The sequence below is a fragment of the Blautia sp. OM06-15AC genome, from assembly GCF_003481425.1.
Classification (GTDB): Bacteria; Bacillota; Clostridia; order Lachnospirales; family Lachnospiraceae; genus Fusicatenibacter; species Fusicatenibacter saccharivorans.
The window spans coordinates 351,653-376,421 of record NZ_QULD01000002.1; the positions used below are offsets into that span (position 1 = coordinate 351,653).

22 protein-coding genes and 1 pseudogene are annotated in these 24,769 nt (G+C 45.9%); 21 read left to right on the forward strand and 2 right to left on the reverse strand.

Annotation, left to right across the window (positions count from 1 at the left end; genetic code table 11):
- Positions 1 to 205 precede the first annotated feature (205 nt).
- The 21 genes and pseudogenes from DXB83_RS05230 to DXB83_RS05330 all read left to right on the forward strand — a co-directional run.
- Positions 206 to 1,672: a VanW family protein gene (locus DXB83_RS05230; protein WP_158581088.1), complete on the forward strand. Its 1,467-nt coding sequence runs from the start codon at positions 206 to 208 to the stop codon at positions 1,670 to 1,672.
- 93 nt (positions 1,673 to 1,765) lie between these two features.
- Positions 1,766 to 1,969 carry a hypothetical protein gene (locus DXB83_RS05235; RefSeq protein ID WP_118697334.1) on the forward strand — a complete coding sequence of 68 codons (204 nt, stop codon included), beginning with the start codon at positions 1,766 to 1,768 and terminating at the stop codon, positions 1,967 to 1,969.
- Positions 1,966 to 2,079 (forward strand): 50S ribosomal protein L36, encoded by a 114-nt coding sequence (gene rpmJ / locus DXB83_RS05240; RefSeq protein ID WP_003022746.1) that lies wholly within the window; start codon positions 1,966 to 1,968, stop codon positions 2,077 to 2,079. The genes DXB83_RS05235 and rpmJ overlap by 4 nt, the downstream gene beginning before the upstream one ends.
- Positions 2,080 to 2,376: 297 nt before the next feature.
- Positions 2,377 to 2,745 carry a 30S ribosomal protein S13 gene (gene rpsM, locus DXB83_RS05245; RefSeq protein WP_117510474.1) on the forward strand — a complete coding sequence of 123 codons (369 nt, stop codon included), beginning with the start codon at positions 2,377 to 2,379 and terminating at the stop codon, positions 2,743 to 2,745.
- Between the two features lie 50 nt (positions 2,746 to 2,795).
- Positions 2,796 to 3,188 carry a 30S ribosomal protein S11 gene (gene rpsK / locus DXB83_RS05250; RefSeq protein WP_022461574.1) on the forward strand — a complete coding sequence of 131 codons (393 nt, stop codon included), beginning with the start codon at positions 2,796 to 2,798 and terminating at the stop codon, positions 3,186 to 3,188.
- Positions 3,189 to 3,204: 16 nt separating this feature from the next.
- Positions 3,205 to 3,798: a 30S ribosomal protein S4 gene (rpsD, locus tag DXB83_RS05255; protein WP_022461575.1), complete on the forward strand. Its 594-nt coding sequence runs from the start codon at positions 3,205 to 3,207 to the stop codon at positions 3,796 to 3,798.
- 72 nt (positions 3,799 to 3,870) lie between these two features.
- Positions 3,871 to 4,833 carry a DNA-directed RNA polymerase subunit alpha gene (locus DXB83_RS05260; RefSeq protein ID WP_022461576.1) on the forward strand — a complete coding sequence of 321 codons (963 nt, stop codon included), beginning with the start codon at positions 3,871 to 3,873 and terminating at the stop codon, positions 4,831 to 4,833.
- A gap of 104 nt (positions 4,834 to 4,937) precedes the next feature.
- Positions 4,938 to 5,474, forward strand: coding sequence for a bL17 family ribosomal protein (locus tag DXB83_RS05265; protein WP_022461577.1), 537 nt, complete (start codon positions 4,938 to 4,940; stop codon positions 5,472 to 5,474).
- A 186-nt stretch (positions 5,475 to 5,660) separates the two neighbouring features.
- The gene (locus tag DXB83_RS05270; RefSeq protein WP_022461578.1) at positions 5,661 to 6,560 is read left to right on the forward strand and encodes a diacylglycerol/lipid kinase family protein; all 900 of its coding nucleotides are present in this window, start codon (positions 5,661 to 5,663) and stop codon (positions 6,558 to 6,560) included.
- Positions 6,561 to 6,742: 182 nt separating this feature from the next.
- Positions 6,743 to 7,606 carry a class II fructose-1,6-bisphosphate aldolase gene (gene fba / locus DXB83_RS05275; RefSeq protein ID WP_022461579.1) on the forward strand — a complete coding sequence of 288 codons (864 nt, stop codon included), beginning with the start codon at positions 6,743 to 6,745 and terminating at the stop codon, positions 7,604 to 7,606.
- A 415-nt stretch (positions 7,607 to 8,021) separates the two neighbouring features.
- Positions 8,022 to 10,136 (forward strand): glutamine synthetase III family protein, encoded by a 2,115-nt coding sequence (locus DXB83_RS05280; protein ID WP_118697335.1) that lies wholly within the window; start codon positions 8,022 to 8,024, stop codon positions 10,134 to 10,136.
- Positions 10,137 to 10,341: 205 nt separating this feature from the next.
- On the forward strand, positions 10,342 to 11,028 hold the full coding sequence (locus tag DXB83_RS05285; protein WP_117510477.1) for a WecB/TagA/CpsF family glycosyltransferase: 687 nt from the start codon (positions 10,342 to 10,344) through the stop codon (positions 11,026 to 11,028).
- A gap of 5 nt (positions 11,029 to 11,033) precedes the next feature.
- A complete protein-coding gene (locus DXB83_RS05290; RefSeq protein ID WP_118697336.1) occupies positions 11,034 to 11,903 on the forward strand; it encodes a YitT family protein in 870 nt (289 codons plus the stop codon).
- A 185-nt stretch (positions 11,904 to 12,088) separates the two neighbouring features.
- Complete coding sequence (locus DXB83_RS05295; protein ID WP_117510479.1) at positions 12,089 to 13,177, forward strand: PucR family transcriptional regulator; 1,089 nt, start codon at positions 12,089 to 12,091, stop codon at positions 13,175 to 13,177.
- 26 nt (positions 13,178 to 13,203) lie between these two features.
- Positions 13,204 to 13,887, forward strand: coding sequence for a cell division ATP-binding protein FtsE (gene ftsE / locus DXB83_RS05300; RefSeq protein WP_022461638.1), 684 nt, complete (start codon positions 13,204 to 13,206; stop codon positions 13,885 to 13,887).
- Positions 13,877 to 14,791 (forward strand): permease-like cell division protein FtsX, encoded by a 915-nt coding sequence (gene ftsX, locus DXB83_RS05305; protein WP_022461639.1) that lies wholly within the window; start codon positions 13,877 to 13,879, stop codon positions 14,789 to 14,791. The genes ftsE and ftsX overlap by 11 nt, the downstream gene beginning before the upstream one ends.
- An 83-nt stretch (positions 14,792 to 14,874) precedes the next feature.
- Positions 14,875 to 16,134 carry a S41 family peptidase gene (locus tag DXB83_RS05310; protein ID WP_243106412.1) on the forward strand — a complete coding sequence of 420 codons (1,260 nt, stop codon included), beginning with the start codon at positions 14,875 to 14,877 and terminating at the stop codon, positions 16,132 to 16,134.
- 119 nt (positions 16,135 to 16,253) lie between these two features.
- A complete protein-coding gene (locus tag DXB83_RS05315; RefSeq protein WP_118666737.1) occupies positions 16,254 to 17,498 on the forward strand; it encodes an aminopeptidase P N-terminal domain-containing protein in 1,245 nt (414 codons plus the stop codon).
- A 26-nt stretch (positions 17,499 to 17,524) separates the two neighbouring features.
- Positions 17,525 to 18,403: a NifB/NifX family molybdenum-iron cluster-binding protein gene (locus DXB83_RS05320; protein ID WP_117804619.1), complete on the forward strand. Its 879-nt coding sequence runs from the start codon at positions 17,525 to 17,527 to the stop codon at positions 18,401 to 18,403.
- A gap of 228 nt (positions 18,404 to 18,631) precedes the next feature.
- Positions 18,632 to 20,707 carry an efflux RND transporter permease subunit gene (locus DXB83_RS05325; RefSeq protein WP_117804618.1) on the forward strand — a complete coding sequence of 692 codons (2,076 nt, stop codon included), beginning with the start codon at positions 18,632 to 18,634 and terminating at the stop codon, positions 20,705 to 20,707.
- Between the two features lie 63 nt (positions 20,708 to 20,770).
- Positions 20,771 to 20,914: pseudogene (locus tag DXB83_RS05330) on the forward strand (transposase); the annotation flags it as partial.
- A 234-nt stretch (positions 20,915 to 21,148) separates the two neighbouring features.
- Here DXB83_RS05330 and DXB83_RS05335 read toward each other — a convergent pair.
- Together DXB83_RS05335 and DXB83_RS05340 are read right to left on the reverse strand one after the other, a co-directional pair.
- Complete coding sequence (locus tag DXB83_RS05335; RefSeq protein WP_118660048.1) at positions 21,149 to 22,648, reverse strand: serine hydrolase domain-containing protein; 1,500 nt, start codon at positions 22,646 to 22,648, stop codon at positions 21,149 to 21,151.
- A gap of 1,046 nt (positions 22,649 to 23,694) precedes the next feature.
- Positions 23,695 to 24,549, reverse strand: coding sequence for an AraC family transcriptional regulator (locus DXB83_RS05340; protein ID WP_117510987.1), 855 nt, complete (start codon positions 24,547 to 24,549; stop codon positions 23,695 to 23,697).
- Positions 24,550 to 24,769 lie beyond the last annotated feature (220 nt).

Consider the following 24,769-nt stretch of genomic DNA (forward strand, 5'->3'; position numbering starts at 1 on the left):
TCAAAATAATGTGATACAATGCAATAGAGAAACTTTACGGAGAAATTTTACCGGGAAGGATCTCCTGTGCGGTGCGGTAAAATCCATGTACCGGCAGAAATCAGGGAAACATTTTATGAAACAGCAGGCTGCAGTCTGAAAAAAATTCGGATCTGCAGCAATGGCATCGCTGCTCCTTACAGATAACAGGAAAGGAAAATGTGCAATGACAAAAAGGGGAAAGAAAAAAGGCCTTGTTGCAGCATTGAGCGTAGTTGCAGTGATTGTTTTACTTGCCGCTGCATATGGAATCTTCTGTCTGATCATCGAGGATGACAAAATCTGGGCAGATGCTTCTATTAACGGAGTAAACATTCAGGGAATGAGCAAAAAAGAAGCTGCGCAGACAGTAGAACAGAAGTTTGAAGAAGATTATAAAGATACAGCTGTTACCGTTGAGCTGGATGGTCAGCAGTATACGATGAACGTATTTCCAATGCTGGGGATGGATGCTTCCGCAGAAATTGAAAAAGCATATGAAAAAGGCCATGGAAATCTTCTGGTTCGCGGTCTGGAGTGGGTCGAGATGAAATGGGGAAAGGCAGAGAAGCTTTCCTATGATGTGCAGCCGACTGCGACCCATCCAGATGAGGTGGAAGGAATTGTACAGGCATCCGGCATTCAGGATTACAACTCCATGCAGGATACTACATATGAAGTAACAGATACCGGCCTGATCGTGCATAAAGGCATTTCCGGAACCAGACCGGATGTGGATGCCTTAAAACAGCAGATCCAGACGAATGTGACAGCAATGAATTTCCAGGATGTAATTTCCTGCCCGACGGCAGAAAATCAGCTGACAGAACCGGATTTTGCCGGAATTGCAAGCCAGATTTATACCGATCCCGTCAATGCGACGCTGGATCCGGATAACGGATATTCCGTTGTGGCATCGAAAAACGGAACCTCAATGAATGCGGACAATGCGAAAGCCGAGTATGAGAGTGCAGAAGAAAATACGGATATCACGATTCCGTTTACATTTACCGAGCCGGAGATTACAACCGAGAAGATGAACGCAAACCTGTTTAAAGACACGCTTGGAAGTTACAGCTCCAGCGCAGCGGGTGGAACGAGCGGAAGAATTCACAACGTCGGACTTACGGCATCTATCTGCAACGGACAGATTGTTCTGCCGGGAGAAACCTTCTCTTTTAATGGTGTCGTAGGTGATACAACGGCGGAAAAAGGATATCAGGAGGCAGCAGGCTATCAGGATGGCAAAGTCGTCCAGGTACTTGGAGGAGGCGAATGCCAGGTGTCCTCCACACTGTTTTCCGCTATTTTGTACACAGACCTTGATGTGGTGGAAAGAGCCAACCATTCGATGCCGGTACATTATGTGCCGTCTGGAATGGATGCAACCGTATTCTGGGATTCACCGGATTTCAAATTTGAAAATAATCATAAGTACCCGGTGAAAATTGTGATGAATATGGACAGCAGTGACACACTGACCGTAAAAATTCTCGGAACAAAAGAAGACGACTATACCATTGAGCCAAGGGTAAAGCAGATCGATGAAATGAGTAATGTAACGTATCGTGATTACAAAGATGCAAGCGGAAATGTAGTAAAATCAGAATCCGTATGCGCAAGCAAATACAAACCGCTGAACTCAGGATCATGATGCAAAAAAAGATGTTACCTGTAAAAACAGACGGGACAGAGAAAAAAATCTGTCCTGCCTGTTTTTTTTCTTACCGGTGGGAGAAATGAAAAAATGCACAGAAAAGGAGCAAAAAAAAGTGAAAAAATATGTAAAAAATTCCTTGCATTTCCGGGGACAAAATGCTATACTATAAAACGAACTTTTGCGCGTGGACTTTTTTCTAACCCACAAAAAGAAAACGCATTCCAAAAGTTTACAACAGAAAATTCCCCTACACGGGGCGCTAAGGAGCAAAGAAAGGAGGATTCATCATGAAGGTTAGATCTTCTGTAAAACCGATCTGCGAGAAATGCAAAGTTATCAAAAGAAAAGGTAGCATCAGAATCATTTGTGAGAATCCAAAGCACAAACAGCGCCAGGGCTAATCCGTCATTAGGCTTGATCGTAATTGTGCAGATTTTAAGTGCGGCTGCAGCAAAGATGCGCGTGAGTGCGTTGTTTTGCTGTTAATATTATAAAGTGAGACACCTGGCAGACAAAGCAGCCAGGACACCTCCGGCGGATGGACGCGCGGAGCGCAGACATCCCTTATAATATTGCTTAATACTCCCATCTGTCAGGTGGCAGAAGGAGAAAGGTCGTGCGAACACGGCTGGATACACGCATACCTGTATCCCAATTAGGAAAATATTAATGTTTTAGAAAAATGGAGGACAAAGTACATGGCTCGTATAGCTGGTGTAGACTTACCAAGAGACAAACGTGTTGAGATTGGTCTGACCTATATCTACGGAATCGGTAGAACAAGTGCAGATCGTATCTTAAAAGAGGCTGGAGTAAATCCAGATACACGCTGCAGAGATTTGACAGACGATGAAGTAAAGAGACTCAGCGCAGTTATCGATGAGACTCAGGTTGTAGAGGGAGATCTTCGTAGAGAAATCGCTATGAACATCAAACGTCTGCAGGAGATCGGATGCTACAGAGGTATCCGTCATCGTAAAGGCCTTCCGGTTCGTGGTCAGAAAACAAAGACCAACGCAAGAACCCGCAAAGGTCCTAAGAGAACTGTTGCAAATAAGAAGAAATAATTTAACCAGTAGTCCAATATAAGATTAAGAAAGTGTAGGTTAGTTTTAAAATGGCAAAAGTGACAAAGAAAACGACAAAACGTCGTGTCAGAAAAAACGTTGAACACGGACAGGCACATATCCAGTCTTCCTTCAATAATACAATCGTAACACTGACTGATGCAGAAGGAAACGCTCTTTCATGGGCAAGTGCCGGCGGTCTGGGATTTAGAGGTTCAAGAAAATCTACTCCATACGCAGCTCAGATGGCTGCAGAAACTGCTACCAAAGCAGCGCTGGTTCATGGCTTAAAGACTGTTGACGTTATGGTAAAAGGACCAGGATCAGGTCGTGAAGCTGCAATCCGTGCCCTTCAGGCATGCGGTCTTGAAGTTACAAGCATCCGCGACGTAACACCGGTTCCGCACAACGGATGCCGCCCACCAAAACGTAGAAGAGTCTGATTAGGAGGTTAAGAACATGGCAGTAAATAGAGTACCAGTCCTGAAAAGATGCAGATCCCTCGGAATGGATCCTGTATATCTTGGAATTGATAAGAAGTCCACAAGACAGCTGAAAAGAGCAAACAGAAAAATGTCTGAGTATGGTCTTCAGTTAAGAGAAAAACAGAAAGCAAAATTCATCTACGGCGTTCTGGAGAAACCTTTTGTTAACTATTACAAAAAGGCTGACAGAATGGAAGGACAGACTGGTGAGAACCTGATGATCCTTCTTGAACTCCGTCTGGACAACGTTCTGTTCCGTATGGGAATGGCTAGAACCAGAAAAGAAGCACGTCAGATCGTTGACCACAAACACGTTCTGGTTAACGGCAAACAGGTAAATATCCCGTCTTACCTTGTAAGCGCTGGTGATACCATCGAAATCAAAGAGGGTAAAAAATCCTCTCAGAGATATAAAGACATCGTAGAGGTTACAGGCGGCCGTCTGACTCCAGAATGGATCGAGGCTGATCTTGAGGCACTCAAAGGTGTTGTAAAAGAGCGTCCTACCCGCGAAATGATCGATGTTCCGGTTGACGAAGTGCAGATCGTCGAGCTGTATTCTAAATAAAGAATCGCCATACGCGGAAGGCTTTATTCCCATGAGTAATGAGCCAACCAATTTAAAAGGAGGGGCTTTCGAGTGTTTGATTTTAACAAACCGAAAATTGAAATTACTGAGATTTCTGATGACAAGAAGTACGGCAGATTTGTGGTTGAACCTCTGGAAAGAGGCTACGGTATCACATTAGGTAATTCTCTTCGCAGAATTATGCTTTCTTCCCTCCCTGGAGCAGCAGTAAGCCAGGTTAAAATCGAGGGCGTTCTTCATGAATTCAGCTCCATCCCTGGAGTAAAAGAAGACGTTACAGAAATCATCATGAACCTGAAGAGCCTTGCAATCCGCAATAACAGCGAAACCAACGAAGCAAAAGTTGCTTATATTGAGTTCGAGGGCGAGGGAGTTGTAAGAGCATCCGATATTCAGGTAGATCAGGATATTGAGATCATGAATCCGGATCAGGTAATCGCAACCCTGAACGGCGGCCCGGACAGCAAGCTGTACATGGAGCTGACGATCACAAAAGGCCGCGGTTATATCAGTGCTGACAAAGGCAAGAGCGATGACATGCCGATCGGCGTTCTCGCTGTGGATGCTATCTATACACCGGTTGAGCGTGTAAACCTCAAAGTGGAGAACACTCGTGTAGGTCAGATTACCGATTACGATAAACTGACACTGGATGTTTACACCAGAGGAACACTGGATCCGGACGAGGCAGTCAGCCTGGCAGCTAAGGTTTTAAGCGAGCATCTGAAACTCTTCATCGATCTGTCTGAGAATGCGAAGACAGCAGAAGTTATGATCGAGAAAGAGGACAATGAGAAAGAGAAAGTTCTGGAGATGAACATCGACGAGCTTGAGCTTTCCGTGCGTTCCTATAACTGCTTGAAACGTGCCGGTATCAATACCGTAGAAGAGCTGTGCAACAAAACTTCCGAAGACATGATGAAGGTTCGTAACCTGGGCCGCAAGTCTCTGGAAGAGGTACTTGCAAAGCTGAAAGAACTGGGACTGTCACTGAGTCCTGGGGACGGAGAATAAATCACAGCGATTTATCTTTCCGTTTGATTTGTAGACGAAAACCCCCTGTCAGTAAGTCCGAGGCAGCATGACTTGTGGGTTCCACAAATGGAGGAAAATTTAAAATGGCAAAATATAGAAAACTTGGCAGAACATCTGACCAGAGAAAAGCATTATTAAGAAACCAGGTAACCAACCTTCTGTATCACGGAAAAATCGTTACCACTGAGACCAAAGCAAAAGAGATCCGTAAGATCGCTGAAAGCATGATCGCACTGGCTGTAAAAGAGAAAGATAACTTTGAGACCGTTACCGTTACTGCTAAAGTAGCTCGCAAAGATGCTGATGGCAAACGTGTGAAAGAAGTAAAAGACGGCAAAAAAGTTACCGTATACGATGAAGTTCAGAAAGAGATCAAAAAAGATCTTCCGTCCAGACTTCACGCTAGACGTCAGATGGCAAGCTTCTTCTATCCTGTAACAGAGGTTCCGACCGAAGCAGCAGGACGCAAGAAAAACACCAAGTCCATCGATATGCCACAGAAAATGTTCGATGAGATCGCTCCGAAATATGCAGACCGTAACGGCGGATATACCCGTATCATCAAGATCGGACCGCGTAAAGGTGATGCAGCTATGGAAGTTGTAATCGAGCTGGTTTAATCTGTAAATAGTTTTGAAATCCGCAGGGGCTGCCTCTTAGTAGGTGGCTCCTGTTTTGTTGTATATCATATTTTATATGACACAATTGCGAAATTGTGGCAATGTACGGGGTTGCATCTGCTTTGCGAATAAGGTACAATACAGAATACAGAACAGCTAAAATGGGATACAAAGGAGAGCATTTGCATGGAGAGCAAGAAAAAAATGTTGTTTATTTTTAATCCGTTTTCCGGAAAAGCACAGATTAAAAGTAAACTGTTTGAAATTATCGATGTTTTTGTAAAAGGCGGATATGAAGTCATTGTCCACCCGACGCAGGCAGTCGGAGATGGTTTCGAAAAGACAAAGGAGCTTGCGCCGCAGGTGGATCTCGTTGTCTGCAGCGGGGGCGACGGAACACTGGATGAAGTTGTCAGCGGTCTGATGGAAGTGGATCAGCGCGTTCCGATCGGTTATATTCCGGCCGGAAGCACCAATGACTTTGCAAACAGTCTTTCTATTTCGAAAGATATGGTACAGGCGGCAAAGGATATCATCGAGGGAAACCTGTATTCCTGTGATGTGGGAGCGTTCAACAACGACAGCTTTGTCTACATCGCTGCATTCGGCCTTTTCACGGATGTTTCCTATGAGACAGACCAGCACATGAAAAACATTCTCGGCCATCTGGCATACCTGCTGGAGGGATCCAAACGGATCTGGAATGTGCCGACGTACTGGATTAAAGTCGAGGCAAACGGGGAAACCTTTGAGGGAGAGTATATCTACGGTATGGTGACGAATGCCAAGTCCGTCGGCGGCTTCAAAAACCTGCCGGGACAGGATGTACGCCTGGATGACGGACTCTTCGAGGTAACCCTGATCAAACGCCCGAAAAACCCGCTGGAACTGAATGAGATCATTGCGTCCCTGCTGATGCAGGAGGATCACACAGACCTCATCGATTCGTTCAAGACCGACCGCATCATCATCGAGTCCAACCAGGAGATTTCCTGGACTCTGGACGGCGAATACGGCGGAGATCACGGCTATGTCTGCATCGAAGCGCGCAAACATGCCATGGAACTGGTTCTGAACAATAAGTAGGCACGGCTTTTTGATAAGTTTTTCACAAAAAAGTGCAAAAAAATGGATTTCGCTACGAAAACCATTTGGCATTTGCAGAAAGATGTTGTATAATAAAACTAGTTATGAAAGTAACAAGTATGCGGCGGTCTGTTCTAAAAGGGCACGCGGCACAATTACAGACACAGGAGGTCATTTGAGCTATGTTAGTATCAGCAAAAGAAATGTTGGACAAAGCAAAAGCTGGCCACTATGCAGTTGGTCAGTTTAACATCAACAACCTGGAGTGGACAAAATCCATCCTTCTTACCGCACAGGAGATGAATTCTCCGGTTATCCTTGGCGTATCCGAGGGTGCAGGAAAATACATGACAGGTTTTAAAACTGTAGCTGCTATGGTAAAGGCTATGATCGAAGAACTGAACATCACTGTTCCGGTTGCTCTGCATCTGGACCATGGAACCTACGAAGGATGCTACAAATGCATCGAAGCAGGTTTCTCATCCATCATGTTTGACGGATCTCATTATCCGATCGAAGAGAACGTTGCAAAAACAAAAGAACTGGTAGCTGTCTGCAAAGAGAAAGGAATGTCTCTGGAAGCAGAAGTTGGTTCTATCGGTGGAGAAGAAGATGGTGTTGTAGGTATGGGCGAATGCGCTGATCCGAACGAGTGCAAGATGATTGCAGACCTCGGTGTAGATATGCTTGCAGCAGGTATCGGCAATATCCACGGTGTATACCCGGCTAACTGGCAGGGACTGAGCTTTGAGACTCTGGCAGCTGTACAGGAGCTGACAGGAACTATGCCGCTCGTTCTTCACGGTGGTACAGGTATCCCGGATGACATGATCAAGAAAGCCATTGACCTTGGCGTTTCCAAAATCAATGTAAATACAGAGTGCCAGCTTGCATTCGCAGCAGCTACACGTAAATACATCGAAGAGGGCAAAGATCAGCAGGGTAAAGGATTTGATCCTCGTAAACTGCTTGCTCCGGGCGCAGAAGCTATCAAAGCTACTGTAAGAGAGAAAATCGAACTGTTCGGTTCTGCAAACAAAGCCTGAGTTTAAGCACGAAAATGCTGTGCAGGATTCCTGGGGGACTTCCCCCTCAGGGTCCGCACAGTATTTTTTTTCGCGAGCAACGAGTCAAAGTCCGTGCTTGTACGAGACCTTGACGACTGCCGCGAAAGCTTTCATCGAATCCGCTAATTTTTTCGCCTGAATTAGGAAAGTTTTGTAAAATAATACGAAAAAGGGACTGAGTTCAAAAAAGCACTTGCGTTTTTGGGGTTTTTGAGTTATTTTAGTATCAGTTGGAAATCAAATCCATATGCGAATGTAAAACAAGGGCGTTCTACAAAAAATATAGCTTTTTTAGCTACCTTTTTGAGAACTCCTTTTTCTTGTATTAGGATCTTTTTAGAATCCGGCGGGAAGGTCGCATCGCAAAATTCACAAATGGAAAGGAAGAAAGAAAATGGGAGAATATGTAAATCCAGCCAAAATTTTTGGCGAAAATGTATTCAATGACACTGTAATGCAGGAACGTCTTCCAAAAAATGTTTACAAGAAGCTGAAAAAGATCATCGAAGAAGGCGGTGAGCTGGATCTTGCTACTGCAGATACGATTGCACATGAGATGAAAGAATGGGCAATTGAAAAAGGAGCAACACACTATACACACTGGTTCCAGCCGCTGACCGGTGCAACTGCAGAAAAGCACGATTCTTTTATCACAGCACCGATGCCGAACGGCAAAGTACTGATGAGCTTCTCCGGTAAAGAGCTGATCAAAGGCGAGCCGGATGCATCTTCTTTCCCGTCCGGTGGACTGCGTGCTACCTTTGAGGCAAGAGGATATACAGCATGGGACTGCACCTCACCGGCTTTCGTTCGTCAGGACGCAGCAGGCGCAACCCTCTGCATTCCGACTGCATTCTGCTCCTACACAGGAGAGGCGCTTGACCAGAAAACACCGCTTCTTCGTTCCATGGAAGCTCTGAATGTACAGTCCCTGCGTCTGTTAAAACTGTTCGGAAACACCACTTCCAAGAAAGTAACTCCTTCCGTAGGACCGGAGCAGGAATACTTCCTGGTAGATGCAGAGAAATTCCTGCAGAGAAAAGACCTGATCTACACCGGACGTACCCTGTTTGGCGCAATGCCTCCAAAAGGACAGGAGATGGACGATCACTATTTCGGAACCATCCGTCAGAGAATTGCTTCCTTTATGAAAGATGTCAACATTGAGCTGTGGAAGATGGGTGTTACAGCAAAGACACAGCACAATGAGGTTGCACCGGCACAGCACGAGCTGGCTTCCATTTATTCCGAGGCAAACGTAGCAGTTGACAACAACCAGCTCGTTATGCAGACTTTAAAGAGAGTTGCATGCCAGCACGGACTGAAATGCCTGCTGCATGAGAAACCGTTCGCAGGTGTCAACGGTTCCGGTAAACACGACAACTGGTCCATCACCACAGATGACGGCATCAACCTTCTTGAGCCGGGCAAAACACCGCACGAGAACATTCAGTTCCTGCTCGTATTAAGCTGCGTTCTGAAAGCCGTTGATGTTCACGCAGATCTGCTTCGTGAGTCCGCAGCCGATCCGGGAAACGATCACAGACTGGGAGCTAACGAGGCGCCGCCAGCTATTATTTCTGTATTCCTTGGAGAGCAGCTGGAGGATGTTGTAGAGCAGCTCATCAGCACCGGAAATGCAACAAAGAGCAAAAAAGAGGGCGTTCTGGAGACTGGTGTTAAGACACTTCCGGATCTCAAGAAAGATGCTACCGACCGTAACAGAACCTCACCGTTCGCCTTCACCGGAAACAAATTCGAGTTCCGTATGGTTGGTTCCCGTGATTCCGTTGCAGCTCCGAACATCGTACTGAACACCATCGTTGCAGAAGCATTCCGCGATGCATGCGATGTACTGGAAGGCGCTGAAAACTTCGAGGACGCTGTCCATGATCTGATCAAGAAGAACTTAAGTGAGCATCAGAGAATCATCTTCAATGGCGACGGATATGCAGATGAGTGGTTAGCTGAGGCAGAGAGAAGAGGACTTCCGAACATCAAATCCATGGTGTATGCAATCCCGGCACTGACCACTGATACCGCAATCAAACTGTTCGGCGATTTCAAAGTATTCACCGAGGCAGAGCTGGTATCCCGTGCAGAAGTTAAATTCGAGAACTATGCAAAGACCATCAACATCGAAGCAAAGACCATGATCGACATGGCAAGCAAACAGATCATCCCGGCAGTCATCAAATATGCGACTTCCCTGGCTGGATCTATCAACACCATCACCGCAGCAGGTGTTGCAGCAGTTGGTGTACAGAAGAATCTGCTGAACGAGACAAGTGCACTGCTTGAGGAAACCCAGAAAGCACTTGACGAGCTGATCGCAATCGAGAATGCAGGATGCGAGATGGAAGACGGTGAAGCAAAAGCAAAATACTACTACGAGAAAGTTACTCCGGCTATGGAGGCACTCCGTGCACCGGTTGACAAACTGGAGATGATCGTAGACAAAGAGATGTGGCCGATGCCGTCTTACGGCGATCTGATGTTTGAGGTTTAATCCGCAGACGGTCTGATAAATTGTAAAAATTCTGTGAAAACAGGGCAGAAAAAGAGGCTGTTTTTGACAACAGCCTCTTTTTTTAGTATAATGAAGATTAGCTGTTGCCAGAAGAAAAAGGCGGACAGCGCTGCCGGAAGAAACGGCAGGAAAACATGGAGGAAACGCTTCTGGATTTCGAAGGAAAACAGAAGTATACAGAACAATGAATGCAGAACTGGAAATTTTAGGTGTGAAGCTGAAACATTACCGCGTCGATGCGGCGATGGAGATTGCAGAGGAATACCTCTCAAACGATAAGCTGAACACCATCGGGATTGTTACGATGCAGATGCTGATGCAGGCGAGCAAGGAACCGACGTGGAAACAGTATATCGAAGATCTGGATCTGACGGTCATCGGGGAAACCGAGGTGCTGGAGGCAGCAGGAATTGACCCGGAGACGCCGTCCTATGAGGAAGTGGAGACGAACGAGTTCATCGCACGCTTTTTCTGGGGACTGATTCAGAAAAAAAGCCGGATTTTCGTACTGGGCGACACTGGGGAAGAACTGCAGACACTGCAGAAATATCTGACAGAAACGTATCCCGGCATTGAGATCGGAGGCGGTGCTGTCGTCGAGACGCTGGAGGAATCCGCGTTTGACAGCCTGGTCAACGAGATCAACAGCCAGACGACGGACGTGATTGTGAGCGGCCTTGCGGGAACGCGGCAGGATCGTTTCGTTCTGGAAAACAGCAGCAAAATCAGCGCAAAAATCTGGCTGAGCCTTGGCGAGCATTCGACGCTGCAGAACGAGGCCGGTATAAAAACGAGCTGGTGGGGAACTCTGCTAAAGAAGAATACGTTCAAGTGGATGGTAACAAAATATAACAGCGAAAAGGACGGTTGAAGTTCATGAACTGGATACGGAACAAACAGCAGTGGAGAGATTATCTGCTGATTACGCTGGGAACCGCGGTCATGGCGGTTGCGACCAGCTCGATTTACGACCCGGCGGGGCTTGTTACCGGAGGATTTTCCGGTCTTGCAATCGTCATCAAACAACTGAGCCAGATGCTGTTCGGAAAAGGAGTTCCGCTCTGGGTGACGAACCTTGTGCTGAACATTCCGCTCTTTCTGTTCGGAATCCGCATGAGCCGCGATTTTCTGGTGAAAACCATCTTCGGAACCCTGATGAATACGTTCTGGATTGCCGTTCTCCCGGTGCTGCAGCTGGTGCCGGATGACAGGATGCTTTCCGCACTGTTCGGCGGCGTTCTGATGGGAGCAGGCATCGGCCTCGTCTTCATCGGAAACGGTACGACGGGCGGAACGGATATGATGGCGGCTCTGATCCAGAGAAAGCTGCGCCACTATTCCGTTGCACAGGTTATGCAGGTGCTTGATGGAATCATCGTCATCGCCGGTATTTTTGTCTTCGGTATCCACGCTTCGCTCTATGCGATCGTGGCAATCTACGTGACGACGAAAATGACGGATGCCCTGATGGAAGGTATGAATTATGCGAAATCCGCGTTTATCATTGCCGCGCATCCGGAGCAGGTAGCCGATGAGCTCATGAAAGAACTCGACCGCGGCGCGTCCGGCATCCACATCAAGGGAATGTACACGGGCGAAGAGCGTATGATGGTATTCTGTGTTGTGGGCAAAAAACAGATCCCGCAGCTCAAACAGATCGTAGGAACGATCGATCCGGACGCGTTTGTCGTTGTGTCGGATGCAAGAGAGGTCTTAGGAGAGGGCTTCCAGACGGATTTCTCCTGACCTTTTTACGTAATTTGTGGTATAAATGTTGTGTTTTCTCTTCCTTTTTTGTCTATTTTGTATTAAAATAAGTATATCTGTGAGGTACTTTGCATCAGGCGCAGAACCATAGGGGTGTGGATATGCCTGGAAATGAAAGCGGGTGCAGCCGGAGACAAACTATAGGATGAAAGAGGGAAGAAAATATGATTTCAAATCAGATTTTACAGAGTACCATTGAGGGAATCAAAAATATTTCGCGTGTCGAACTCTGCGTGACTGATGTAGAAGGAAAAGTTCTGGTAACGACGTTTCCGGAGGTTGAGATCAGCCAGAATGATATTGTAACGTTTGCGCAGTCTCAGGCAGATTCCCAGACCATGAAAAATTATCAGTTTTTTAAAGTATACGATGAACACCAGCTGGAGTACATTCTGGTTGTAAAAGGCGGAAACGATGACATTCACCTGATCGGGAAAATGGTTACCTTCCAGATTCAGGGCCTCCTTACCGCCTACAAGGAGCGCTTCGATAAAGACAACTTTATCAAGAATCTGCTGCTCGACAACCTGCTGCTGGTCGACATCTACAACAGGGCGAAGAAGTTACATATTGAAGTGGAAGCACGCCGCCTTGTATTTATTCTTGAGACAAATCCGGATAAAAACAGCGGGGCGCTCGAGAGCGTCAAGAGTCTGCTCGGTACCAAATCCGGTGACTTTATAACTGCAGTTGATGAGAAAAACATCATCATCGTAAAAGAACTTGCTCCAGGTGAGGATTATGCCCAGATGAACAAAGTGGCAGCCACCATTCTGGAAGCAGCAGGAAGAGATGAGGAGGGGAAAACCCACGTTGCTTACGGTACCATTGTCAAGGAGATCAAAGAAGTATCGCGTTCCTATAAAGAAGCCAGAATGGCGATGGACGTCGGAAAAATTTTCTCCGCTGAGAATGATATCTATGCATACAGCTCACTGGGCATCGGCCGTCTGATTTACCAGCTTCCGATCCCACTGTGCAAAATGTTCATCAAAGAAATTTTCGGCAACAAATCGCCGGATGACTTTGATGAGGAGACACTGACAACGATCAATAAATTCTTTGAAAATTCTCTGAATGTCTCGGAAACCTCGAGACAGCTTTATATACACCGAAATACCCTTGTCTATCGGCTGGATAAGCTGCAGAAGAGCACGGGACTCGATCTTAGAGTTTTTGAAGATGCGATCACATTCAAGATTGCGCTTATGGTTGTGCAGTACATGAAATACATGGAAACGCTCGATTATTAAGCGAGAACCCTTGAAGGAGGAATTGCATGATAACATTGGATAGTGTAAGTAAGAGTTACGCGAAAGGCCAGCCGGCCGTCAACAACGTATCCTTACACATCGAGAAGGGGGAATTCGTCTTTATCGTGGGAAACAGCGGTTCTGGAAAATCGACGCTGATCAAGCTCCTTTTGAAAGAACTCGAGCCCACATCCGGTACCATTAAGGTAAACGGACAGATCTTAAATAAAATGAAACGCTGGAGAGTGCCGAAATACCGCCGCGGTGTCGGCGTCGTATTCCAGGATTTCCGCCTTTTAAAAGACCGGAATGTCTATGAAAACGTAGCATTCGCACAGCGTGTCATCGAGAAACCGAACCGCGTCATCAAAAAGCGCGTGCCGGAAGTCCTGACGCTGGTCGGACTGGCAGAGAAGTACAAATCCTTCCCGAAGGAGCTTTCCGGAGGAGAGCAGCAGCGAGTTGCCGTGGCAAGAGCCATTGTCAACCGGCCTGACATTCTTCTGGCGGACGAGCCGACCGGAAACCTGGACCCGGGAAACTCCATGGAGATTATGAAGCTCCTGGAGGAAATCAACAACAGAGGAACGACCGTTCTTGTGGTAACCCACAACCGTGAGATCGTCAACTCCATGAAAAAACGCGTTATTACCATGCGAAAAGGCGTGGTAGTCAGCGATGAGAAGGAGGGCGAGTACCATGAGGTTTAGTACACTGGGCTACAGCATCAAACAGGGTGTCAAAAACATCTGGAGAAACAAGATGTTCTCGCTGGCATCCATCGCAACCATGGGAGCCTGTATCTTTCTGTTCGGTATCTTCTTTGCGGTTGTCATCAACTTTAACTATATCGTAAAAAATGCCGAGACAGACGTATCCATGACCGTCTTCTTCAACGAAGATGTGGATCAGGCGACGATCGATGAGATCGGAACGGAGATCAAGGCCAAGACCGATGTGGTCAAGGAATGTAAGTATGTTTCCGCGGATGAGACGTGGGAAAACTTTGCAAAACAGTATTTCGAAGGAAAAGAGGAATACAAGGACGGCTTTAAGCCAAACGACAACCCGCTCGCAACTTCTGCTCACTACGAGGTTTACGTATACCAGGTAGAGACGCAGGATGCACTGGCTGAGTATATCCGCTCGCTGGACGGTGTCCGTGAGGTTAAACAGGCCGAGGGTGCAACAACAACGTTGACGACGATGAACCGTGTCATTGGCTACGTTTCCATCGCGATCATCCTGATTCTTCTTGCCGTATCTGTTTTCCTGATCAGCAATACCGTCACGATCGGTATTTCGGTCCGGAAAGAGGAGATCGGTATCATGAAGCTGATCGGTGCGACGAACCTGTTTGTAAGGGCTCCGTTCCTGATCGAGGGTATCCTGATCGGTCTCGTCGGAGCAGCGATTCCGCTGGGGCTGCTGTACGTTGTATACAACAGAGTCATCAGCTACGTTATGACGGAGTTCAGCGTACTGTCGAACTTTATGGCATTCATGCCGGTATCGGCCGTATTCCGGATTCTGCTTCCGGTCGGACTCATTCTCGGTATGGGAATCGGACTTGTCGGCAGTATCTTTACGATTCGAAAACACTTGAAAGTCTGATAGGATTAGACAATATAATAAAGTAAAAATAAGTCCCGGAATCCGTCAAAAGATTCCGGGATCTTTCGATTGGGAGGCATATTTTGGAAGAACTGATGAAGGAAGAAAAAGAGGGCGTAAAAGCGGCAGAGCAGGAAAAACCGAAAAAGCGCAGAAACAGAAAGAAAAACCGAAAAAATGAGATGCGGAAGAGCTACTTTGCGGGCATGATTTCCATGCTGGCGCTTGTAATGATCGTGCTTGTCGGAACAACGTTTCTTTGGCCGGGAAGCAGTGCGGACCACCCCGGCGGCTTCTGGTCGTGGCGGAAGACGGCGGCGATCAAAGCGATGATCAGCCAGCTTTACGCGGGCGATGTGGATGACACAGAGCTGTCGGATGCGATGTATAAAGGGATGATCAGCGGCCTCGGCGACAAGTATTCTACGTATTACACGAGAGAGGAATACGAAGCGATCAAGACAGCGCAGGAGGGCTACTATCAGGGTATCGGTGTTACGGTGACGCTGGACGGCGATAAGCTGCAGGTCACCGGCGTACAGGACGATACCCCGGCGGCGAAGGCCGGTATTCAGGCGGATGACCGCATTGTAAAGATTGACGGGCAGACACTCGAAGGCTTAAGCCTCAACGATGCGGTCGGTCTTCTGAAAAACAGCGAGAACGATACCGTGACGCTTTCCATCGAGCGGGAAGGCGAGGCGGATCTGATTGAAACGGAAGTCAAAAAAGAGAAGCTTGCGGCGATTGTGGCAGACGGTAAAATGCTGGACGACAAGATCGGCTATCTGGCCATCAGCGAGTTTACAGGGCTTACCTCCGAGCAGTTCCAGAAAGCATACCAGTCACTGCAGGATCAGGGCATGGAGCGCCTGATCATCGATCTGCGCGGCAATCCGGGCGGCCTCGTGACGGCAGTCTGTGACACCCTGCGCCAGATCCTGCCGGAGGGACTCATCGTGTATACCGAGGATAAAAATGGAAAACGGGAAGAGTATACCTGCGACGGCGATACCCCGATTTCGATTCCACTCGTCGTGTTGGTCAATGAAAATACGGCAAGTGCGGCAGAAATCTTCACGGGAGCAGTCAAAGATTACGGCATCGGAACGATTGTCGGAACGACGACATTCGGAAAAGGCATTGTCCAGAATACATTCCAGCTCTCGGACGGCAGCGTGGTGAAACTGACGATTGCCCATTATTACACGCCGCTCGGAAACGACATCCACAAGGTCGGCATTACGCCGGATGTCGAGGTGGAGCTGCCGGATGACGCGACGAGCGATGTGCAGCTCGAAAAAGCGTTGGAAGTTGTCAAAGGACTGGAAAGTGCGGAATAAAATAAGAATTTTTACAGAAAAGCAGGAAAAAGGTAGGAAAAAAAGCACGAACGTGTTATCTTAGTAGAGGAGCCGAAAACAGATCTTGGCAGGCTCTAAAAGAAAGTGAGGAAAGACAGATGAACTTTACAGAAAGAAGAAAACAGGTTTTTGATAAAATGGACCAGGATTCCGCACTGCTTTTGTTTTCTGGAATCGAGCTGCATGTCAGCGCAGACGAATATCTGCCGTTTGAAGCAAACCGCAACTTTTTCTATCTGACCGGCCTTCGCAGAGATCACATGATCCTGATGATGAAAAAGACCGCAAAAGAGGAGAAATCCATTCTGTTTATCGAGAAAGCGGATCCGAGCCAGGAGAGATGGTTTGGAAGAAAAGTAACCGTATCCGAGGCACAGGAGATTACCGGAATCGACGACGTTCGTTTCCTGGATTCCTTTGAGGGTATGGTAAACCGTCTGATGGCACGCGAAGACATCGGAACACTGTATTTCGACTGCTACCGCTATCAGTTCGAGGATCTGCCGGACTACAACATGGTAAAGGCAGAGGAGTTTGCAAAGAAATTCCCGGGCAGACCGATCAAAGACATTGCGCCTGTCATCGCGGCACTGCGTATGCAGAAGGATGCGGATGAGATCGCACTTGTCCGCCAGGCAATCAAAATCACGGATGATGCGCTGAAATTTGTAATGAAAAACCTGAAACCGGGCTGCACCGAGTATCAGGCACAGGCTGATTTCGAGTACAAGATTTTCCACGAGGGAGCAGACGGAACCGCATTCCCGACGATCGCAGGAAGCGGTGCAAACGGAACGATGCTGCACTACGACACCAACCGTGACGTGTGCGAGGATGAGACCCTGCTTCTGATGGACCTCGGAGCAAAATTCCAGGGCTACTGCGCAGATATCACCAGAACGTATCCAGTCAACGGAAAATATACGGACCGTCAGAGACAGGTTTACGACGTTGTTCTGGCAGCAAACCGCGCCGTTGCAAAAGCAGCAAAACCGGGTATGACATTAAAAGAGCTCGACGATATCGCAAAGGATGTTCTCGGCGAGGGCTGTGTGAAACTTGGCCTGATCGAGAAGAAAGAGGAGGTCGGAACCTATTACATGCACGGCGTTTCCCATCACCTCGGCATCGATGTACACGATGTGACCGCGGCATGGAACGACAAGCTGCGTCCAGGCGCTATCATCACCGATGAGCCGGGTCTTTATATTGACGAGTGGGAGATCGGAATCCGGATCGAGGATGATATCCTGATTACAGAGGACGGATGCGAGGTTCTTTCCGAGAATCTGATGCGTGATCCAGACCAGATTGAAGCCTTTATGCAGGAAAAAGAGGCGTAAGAAAAAACTACGGAGGATTTAGTTAGATGAAAATTGCAGTTACATACGATAACGGGAATATTTTCCAGCATTTTGGAAAAACAGAGAATTTTAAGGTTTACGAAGTAGAAGACAATCAGGTGGTTTCCAGCGAAGTGATCGGATCCAACGGAACCGGCCACGGCGCACTGGCAGGCCTTCTTTCCGAGCAGGGCGTGGATGTTCTGATCTGCGGCGGCATCGGCGGCGGTGCACAGGCTGCTCTTGCTGAGGCAGGCGTAGAGCTCTGCTCCGGAGCGGAGGGAGATGTGGATGCAGCGGTGGAAGCTTACTTAAACGGAACGCTCACATCTGCGGGTGCAACCTGCGATCACCACGATCACGAGGAAGGCCATTCCTGCGGCGACCACTGCGGAAGCCATGAGGAAGAGGAGAGCTCCTGCGGCGGTTCCTGCGGAACCTGCGGCGGCGGATGCGGTGCACCGACTCCGGTTATGGAAGGTAAGAATGTCGGAAAAACCTGCCGTACCCACTACAGAGGAACCTTCAACGATGGAACCCAGTTTGATTCTTCCTACGACCGCGGCGAACCGCTCGAGTTCATCTGCGGTGTGGGCCAGATGATCCGCGGCTTCGATGCAGCCGTTGCAGAGATGGAAGTCGGCGAAAAAGTCAACATCCATCTGATGCCGGAGGAGGCTTACGGAATGCCGGATCCGAACGCAATTTTCACCGTTGCGATCGCACAGCTTCCGGGAGCAGAGGAAGTAGAGATCGGACAGCAGGTTTATCTGCAGAACCAGTATGGCCAGCCGTTCCCGGTAAAAGTTACTGCAAAAGACGAGACCAATATCACGTTTGATGCCAACCATGAGATGGCTGGAAAAGAGCTGAATTTTGAGATTGAGCTGGTTGAAGTGAAATAAAAAAATGCATAAAAAAGAGTGTCAGGACGAAGGAGCCAGGCACTCTTTTTTGATGCGCAGAAAAATCAACGATTCCCATTTCCGATTTCCGTTATTTTTTGTAAAAGTAAACAAAAAATGACCAAAATTCATTTTTCACCATTTCAAATATTGACTAATAGTCATTTAAGTTGTAAGATGTGGTACTAGAAAAACAAGTTAAAAATGAATCAGAGGAGATGAATGAAAATGGTTAAAGTTGGCAAATGGATTGCCAAGCACAGGATTCTGATGCTGATCATTGGATTTCTGCTGATTATTCCGTCAGTCATCGGAATGGCAGCAACGAAAGTAAACTATGATCTGCTCAGCTATCTGCCGGAGCATCTGGAAACTGTAAAAGGACAGGACATTCTGGTAGATGAATACGGCATGGGTGCGTTCTCCATGGTTGTCGTGGAAAACATGGAAATGAAGGACGTACAGAAACTCGAAGAAAAATTCGAGCAGGTAAACCACGTAAAAGAAGTTTTATGGTATGACGATGTGGCAGACATCAGCGTGCCGGTTGAGATGATCCCGGAAAAACTCCGGAAAGCATTCTACAATGGGGATGCAACCATGATGCTCGTTCTGTTCGATAATACGACTTCTTCCGATGACTCCATGGAGGCAATCGAGGATCTTCGTAAAATTGCGAACGAGCAGTGCTTCATCGGCGGTATGACCGGTGTTGTTACCGATATCAAAAACGTAGCATTAAAAGAGCTGCCGGTTTACGTTGTCATCGCCGCAGTTTTGAGCCTCGTTGTCATCGAGCTGACATCGACTTCCTTCGTTGTTCCGATCCTGTTCCTGTTAAGTATCGGACTTGCAATCCTTTACAACCTGGGAAGCAACGTGTTCCTTGGTGAGACTTCCTACATCACAAAAGCGCTGACCGCCGTGCTGCAGCTTGGTGTTACGATGGACTACTCCATCTTCCTGCTGAACAGTTTCGAGGAGAATAAAAAGCGTTTCCCGGATGACAAAGAGCGTGCGATGGGCCATGCAATCGCCAACACGTTCAAATCCGTAGCCGGAAGCTCCGTTACCACCGTAGCCGGTTTCCTGGCACTGTGTGTTATGACCTTTGCCCTTGGCCGCGACCTTGGTATCGTTATGGCAAAAGGTGTTTTGATCGGCGTTGTCTGCTGTGTCACCGTCCTGCCGGCCATGGTTCTGGTATTTGACAAGGCAATTGAGAAAACGAGACACAAACCGCTGGTAAAAAGCCTGGATAAACCGTCCGCCTTTATCACCAAACATTATAAAGTATGGGTTGTGATCTTCCTGGTTCTGCTGTTCCCGTCGATCTACGGAAACAATCATACCCAGATTTATTACAACATCGCACGTTCCCTTCCATCTACCCTGGACTGTAACGTGGCAAACGATGAAGTAAAAGCGCAGTTCAACGTCAGCAACATGCACATCGTCATGATGGACCGCGATATGGATTCCAAACAGAAAAAGAAAATGATGGAGGAGATCGGCAACGTAAAAGGTGTCAAATCGACCATCAGCATGAGTTCCCTGCTTGGACCGACGATTCCGGAATCCATGATCCCGGAAAATCTCCGAAGCATGCTGCAGAGCGATGAGTATGAGCTTGCATTTGTGAGCTCTGAATATGAGTCCGCAACAGATGAAGTAAACGAACAGGTCAAAGCGATTGACAAAATCGTAAAATCCTACGATAAAAATGGAATGGTCATCGGTGAAGCACCGTTGATGAAAGACCTGCAGGATGTTACCGATGCTGACCTTGTCAACGTAAACGTGCTTTCCATTGGTGCAATCTTTATCATCATTCTGCTGATCTTCAAATCGATTTCTCTGCCGATTATTCTGGTAGCAGTCATCGAGTTTGCAATTATGCTGAATATGGCAATCCCGTATTATCAGGGAACCAGCCTTCCATTCGTGGCCAGCATCGTAATCGGAGCGATTCAGCTCGGTGCAACCGTGGACTACGCGATCCTGATGACAACCCGTTATCAGAAAGAGCGCCAGAATGGAAAAGACAAGAAGGAAGCTATCAGTATTGCCCATAAGACCAGTATGCCGTCCATCATCAGCAGTGGTCTGAGCTTCTTTGCCGCAACCTTCGGTGTGGCCTGCTACTCTCAGGTTGAGATGATCGGTTCCATCTGTACTCTGCTTGCACGGGGCGCGATCATCAGTATGGTCGTTGTTATCCTGATTCTGCCGGCCATGTTTATGATTTTCGATAAACTGATCTGTAAGACATCGATTGGATTTTTAAAGAAGAAAACAAAATAAAGTATGACAAATCCCCTGTACCGGAAGTAGCTGGTGCGGGGGAATTTTTTGCTTTGCGTTCAAATTTCTGATGTGACGGATAAGATCCTGCCATAGATTGAAGACTGGCAAAACCGGCCACTGGACGAGGTCTATCCTATTCTCTACATCGATGCAATCCATTATTCTGTAAGGGATAATGGCGTGATCCGAAAGCTTGCTGCTTATCCAATGCGTCGTAAAACCCCTTGCTGTGGGGAGTGTCAAATGGAAGAAGTATACCGGAAAAGAAGAAGGATAATACGGAAAATCTGAAAAGATAAAAACTACTCTTTATGAAGCGTATTCTCATAGTGACAGATCACTGGATGATATCCTGGCGTTTATTGAAGGAAGAGATGATGATATTGACAGAAATACTCCGGGGAAAAATAAAAATCCCCGGAGTATTTTTACGTGTTTCTATCTAAAAGCACCATCAAAAATCATATCAGCAAATCTTACATTCCGGTCACTCACCGCACCAGACAATTCAAACATTCCTTTAGTACTATCTGTGACAATCAAAGTCAAGGTATTTTCATGAAAATAGAATTTCCATGTTTGTGAATGCCCGGTTTCCTGCCAGCATATAGTCAAAATAAGGGTACTCTGGTCTACCCAACTGTGATGGGCAGCATATTTCCAAATACGGTTTCTCTGTTCGTCTCCAATAAGTGGGCTATTTGACGGAATTTCAATTGCATATGTGGTTTCTCCAAACAAATCAACAGTACAGGAACTGTGAATAGTCTGTATTTCATCGATTACAAACTCCATACGGCTGTTGCCAATTTCAAAGCGAAGAGTATGTTTTTCATCTGATGTACGACTGCGTAAATCAAATTCTTTTCCCTGAAGCATATGCATTAGATAAGAAGCACTCGGCGAATATACAACGGGAGTTTCCCACTGGTTCATTACGTTTTTCATGTATTGGTAACACCATGCATCACGAGGTTTCGGCTGCTCAGTTATGTTATTAAGGATATACTTTTCAATCAGAGGGAAAATTCTGCTTCCATCCGTTTCTTCAGCAGTAGTTGTAATAACCATATCCATTTTCGGAAATACCATGCAATACTGGCCAAATGCTCCATCAGCACGATAGCTCCCCGGACTGTTCTCCCAAATTTGATATCCATAGTGGCGGCCCCATCCGGCACATCCCTGCACGTTTGTGGAAATGTGGGGGTATGATGCCTCCGTAACCCATTCTTCCGTGAGAATGCGTATGCCATTGTAAACACCTTTATGTAAGTACAAAAGTCCCAGTTTTGTGAGATCACGTGGAGCAATCAAAAGCCCCCATGCTCCAGTGTTAACATCTCCATGTTTATCCCAACTGACATCTGTAATCTCCAGAGGATCAAATAGATGCGTCTGTAACCAATCTTTCAGGCACATGCCAGTCACACGGCTGATAAGTTCTGACAGCATATAAGTTCCTCCGGAATTATAGACAAAATGAGTTCCTGGCTCATATACCATTTTTCTGGTAAAAAAGATTTCCGGCCAGGGTCTTATGCCATTGCACATATCTCCCACTGTATCCACGCCATGACCCGTACTCATAGTCAAAAGATGGCAAATTTTTATGGTACGGGCTGCATCATCCATGTCCAAATCTCGACATTCCGGAAAATAATCAAGAAGGAAATCATCTACCCGCAACAAACCTTCTTTTACCGCAATCCCTATAGCCGTGGATGTAAATGTTTTGCTTACGGAATATACCAATCTTTTATCAAGTGCACAAAACGGATATTTGGAAACTTCTGCTATCGCTTTATCATGGCGAACAATATGAAGAGTCCGCAATTTATAATTTATTTCATCACATTCTTTCAGAAACTGGGCAATAGCTACAGAGGAAATGCCTACATCTTCAGGAATATAAAATTTATTGAATAATTGTGTCATTAGAATTCTCTCCTTTATTGGGTATTTCTCAATTTTATAACTTCTTCATCTGGATTCATAAAGTTACTAATCAAAACTAACAAAATGCTACAGACCAAAGGAACGACTGCATATCCGCATCTTTCAGCAAACAGGGTGACAGAAGATTGTGCAATGCCATTATTTGCAGCTTGAGCGTCATATTTACACAGAGACAAAGTGTGTGTCTGGTCAATGATAAAACCGCTTGAAAATTCTGTCACTGCGTTGATAATACGTCCGGCAGACATCATAAAAGCAATAAACGACATGGACAACAGCAGATTGTCGGTCAGATACAGTGTTAAAAAGAACCAAGAATACCACCCAGACAATTAGCTCCACAGCCAAAAAGTGCGTATCCAAACATTTGAGATTTTGCAATCTCTCCATTATTCTTATCTCTCATTGTGATAATCCTCCAAGATTATTTTAAGTTTTTTACGCGCGCTTTTACTTATCTGAAAGATATCATAGATAGTATATTGTAAGATATAGGAAAATTAACCTTTGAATTTAGTAATATTGACCAGTCATTTTTATAAATGATATGGGTGTCAAAACACTCGTTTTATAGTAACTCATTAACTAACGTACCTTGAAAATTTCATATAAGACAACAAATATTTCATATTAGTAGTGTTTTCCATTAACATACATTCAGATTCTTTGTTACTTTTTTAGCTGTTTGCTGAAAGTAAGGCGCACTGATCCAGACTGTCCAGATATGCTGACAGTTTCTTAAAATTCAATGCTGCAAGTTTAATTCCGAACCGAAGCTTTGTGGCTAAAAGTCCTCTGACCGGCATTGCCCTGTCTGCTTGATATAGCTGCAGCTTTTCGGGGCATTTCCGGCAGGACAGCTGATAACCCTGGTCCCTTCTTCTGTGAATAAGAAATTATTCATTCTTAGCAAAAGACATAGGATCACCTCACAAATAATCTGAGATCATTATACCATTTCCTGACATAAATTTGTTGTTTTGTATGAAATTTTCAAGGTTCGCACGGGTGTATCTTTTGACCCCCTAATCATAAAATGGATTTTTTGTTATCATTTTTCTATAATTTCCAGGGGTTTTCGAATAATATTTTTTAAACTGAGCGATAAAACTTCCCTCATCCGAAAAGCCCACCTCCTGAGCGATTTCAGAGATCCGTGTGTTTGTGTCCTTAAGCAATTGTTCTGCATGAATAACCCTGCACTGTGTCACATACTGATTAAATGTCATACCTGTATTTTTTTTGAATAAACGGCAAAAATATTCTTTGGAGAAGAAAAAACGTTCTGCTACTTCACTGGTCTTGAGATTGCTGCTGTAGTTTTCATGAACATAATTAAGAACATGTTCAAAACGCTGAAAACTTTCCGAACTTGTCGCTTCGAACTTTTCCCGTTTCATACAACATTCTGTTGCAAGAATATACACAATTTCACAAATTTGTTTGATTGCATAAATATTCATATATGCTGCATCTTGTGTTTTACATTTCTTATTCATTTCTTCAAGAAGTAACTGTATCTTCCGTTCTGCCATATTGTTAAGAATAAAGTAACAGTTATCATAATCTGGAATCACTTTTTTTAGAAAATCGTAGCTGATTTGTATCGTAACCCCTGTAACGCAGATCCCGCCCTGTGGAAAAAAAGGGATAGACGAATGGACTTCTCTGCTGTTTATCACAACAACATGTGAAGGCGTTACATCTTCAATTCTTCCATTTATAAAGAAGCGGGAAGAGCCTTCAAAAACCGTATTTATTTCCAACTCTGGATGCCAGTGACTTTTTATGATTGCACTGTCCGCCCGGGTATGGCGAATCAATCGTCCAGGAACGATTCCGTTTAGTTTTACTTTTTCATAAATTCCATAATCTTTCATTCGTTATACCTCCCTGTCTGGATTTCAATCAAATAGGAGAGAGTGATTATTTTCCGTCATCAATAAACGTAGTACGCATTTCTGTATCCCATAGAGATATGTGTAGTATTCTCATTGCGAGAACTCATGTAAAGTATATCAGATTAATTTAAAAATGTCTAATAAGTATGATATGGGTGTCAAAACACTCGTTTTATAGTAACTCATTAACTAACGTACC

Coding starts and splice junctions, on each gene's coding strand:
- DXB83_RS05230 (WP_158581088.1), top strand. CDS start 206: ATGACAAAAAGGGGAAAGAAAAAAGGCCTTGTTGCAGCATTGAGCGTA.
- DXB83_RS05235 (WP_118697334.1), top strand. CDS start 1,766: ATGCACAGAAAAGGAGCAAAAAAAAGTGAAAAAATATGTAAAAAATTC.
- rpmJ (WP_003022746.1), top strand. CDS start 1,966: ATGAAGGTTAGATCTTCTGTAAAACCGATCTGCGAGAAATGCAAAGTT.
- rpsM (WP_117510474.1), top strand. CDS start 2,377: ATGGCTCGTATAGCTGGTGTAGACTTACCAAGAGACAAACGTGTTGAG.
- rpsK (WP_022461574.1), top strand. CDS start 2,796: ATGGCAAAAGTGACAAAGAAAACGACAAAACGTCGTGTCAGAAAAAAC.
- rpsD (WP_022461575.1), top strand. CDS start 3,205: ATGGCAGTAAATAGAGTACCAGTCCTGAAAAGATGCAGATCCCTCGGA.
- DXB83_RS05265 (WP_022461577.1), top strand. CDS start 4,938: ATGGCAAAATATAGAAAACTTGGCAGAACATCTGACCAGAGAAAAGCA.
- DXB83_RS05270 (WP_022461578.1), top strand. CDS start 5,661: ATGGAGAGCAAGAAAAAAATGTTGTTTATTTTTAATCCGTTTTCCGGA.
- fba (WP_022461579.1), top strand. CDS start 6,743: ATGTTAGTATCAGCAAAAGAAATGTTGGACAAAGCAAAAGCTGGCCAC.
- DXB83_RS05280 (WP_118697335.1), top strand. CDS start 8,022: ATGGGAGAATATGTAAATCCAGCCAAAATTTTTGGCGAAAATGTATTC.
- DXB83_RS05285 (WP_117510477.1), top strand. CDS start 10,342: ATGAATGCAGAACTGGAAATTTTAGGTGTGAAGCTGAAACATTACCGC.
- DXB83_RS05290 (WP_118697336.1), top strand. CDS start 11,034: ATGAACTGGATACGGAACAAACAGCAGTGGAGAGATTATCTGCTGATT.
- DXB83_RS05295 (WP_117510479.1), top strand. CDS start 12,089: ATGATTTCAAATCAGATTTTACAGAGTACCATTGAGGGAATCAAAAAT.
- ftsE (WP_022461638.1), top strand. CDS start 13,204: ATGATAACATTGGATAGTGTAAGTAAGAGTTACGCGAAAGGCCAGCCG.
- ftsX (WP_022461639.1), top strand. CDS start 13,877: ATGAGGTTTAGTACACTGGGCTACAGCATCAAACAGGGTGTCAAAAAC.
- DXB83_RS05315 (WP_118666737.1), top strand. CDS start 16,254: ATGAACTTTACAGAAAGAAGAAAACAGGTTTTTGATAAAATGGACCAG.
- DXB83_RS05320 (WP_117804619.1), top strand. CDS start 17,525: ATGAAAATTGCAGTTACATACGATAACGGGAATATTTTCCAGCATTTT.
- DXB83_RS05325 (WP_117804618.1), top strand. CDS start 18,632: ATGGTTAAAGTTGGCAAATGGATTGCCAAGCACAGGATTCTGATGCTG.
- DXB83_RS05335 (WP_118660048.1), bottom strand. CDS start 22,648: ATGACACAATTATTCAATAAATTTTATATTCCTGAAGATGTAGGCATT.
- DXB83_RS05340 (WP_117510987.1), bottom strand. CDS start 24,549: ATGAAAGATTATGGAATTTATGAAAAAGTAAAACTAAACGGAATCGTT.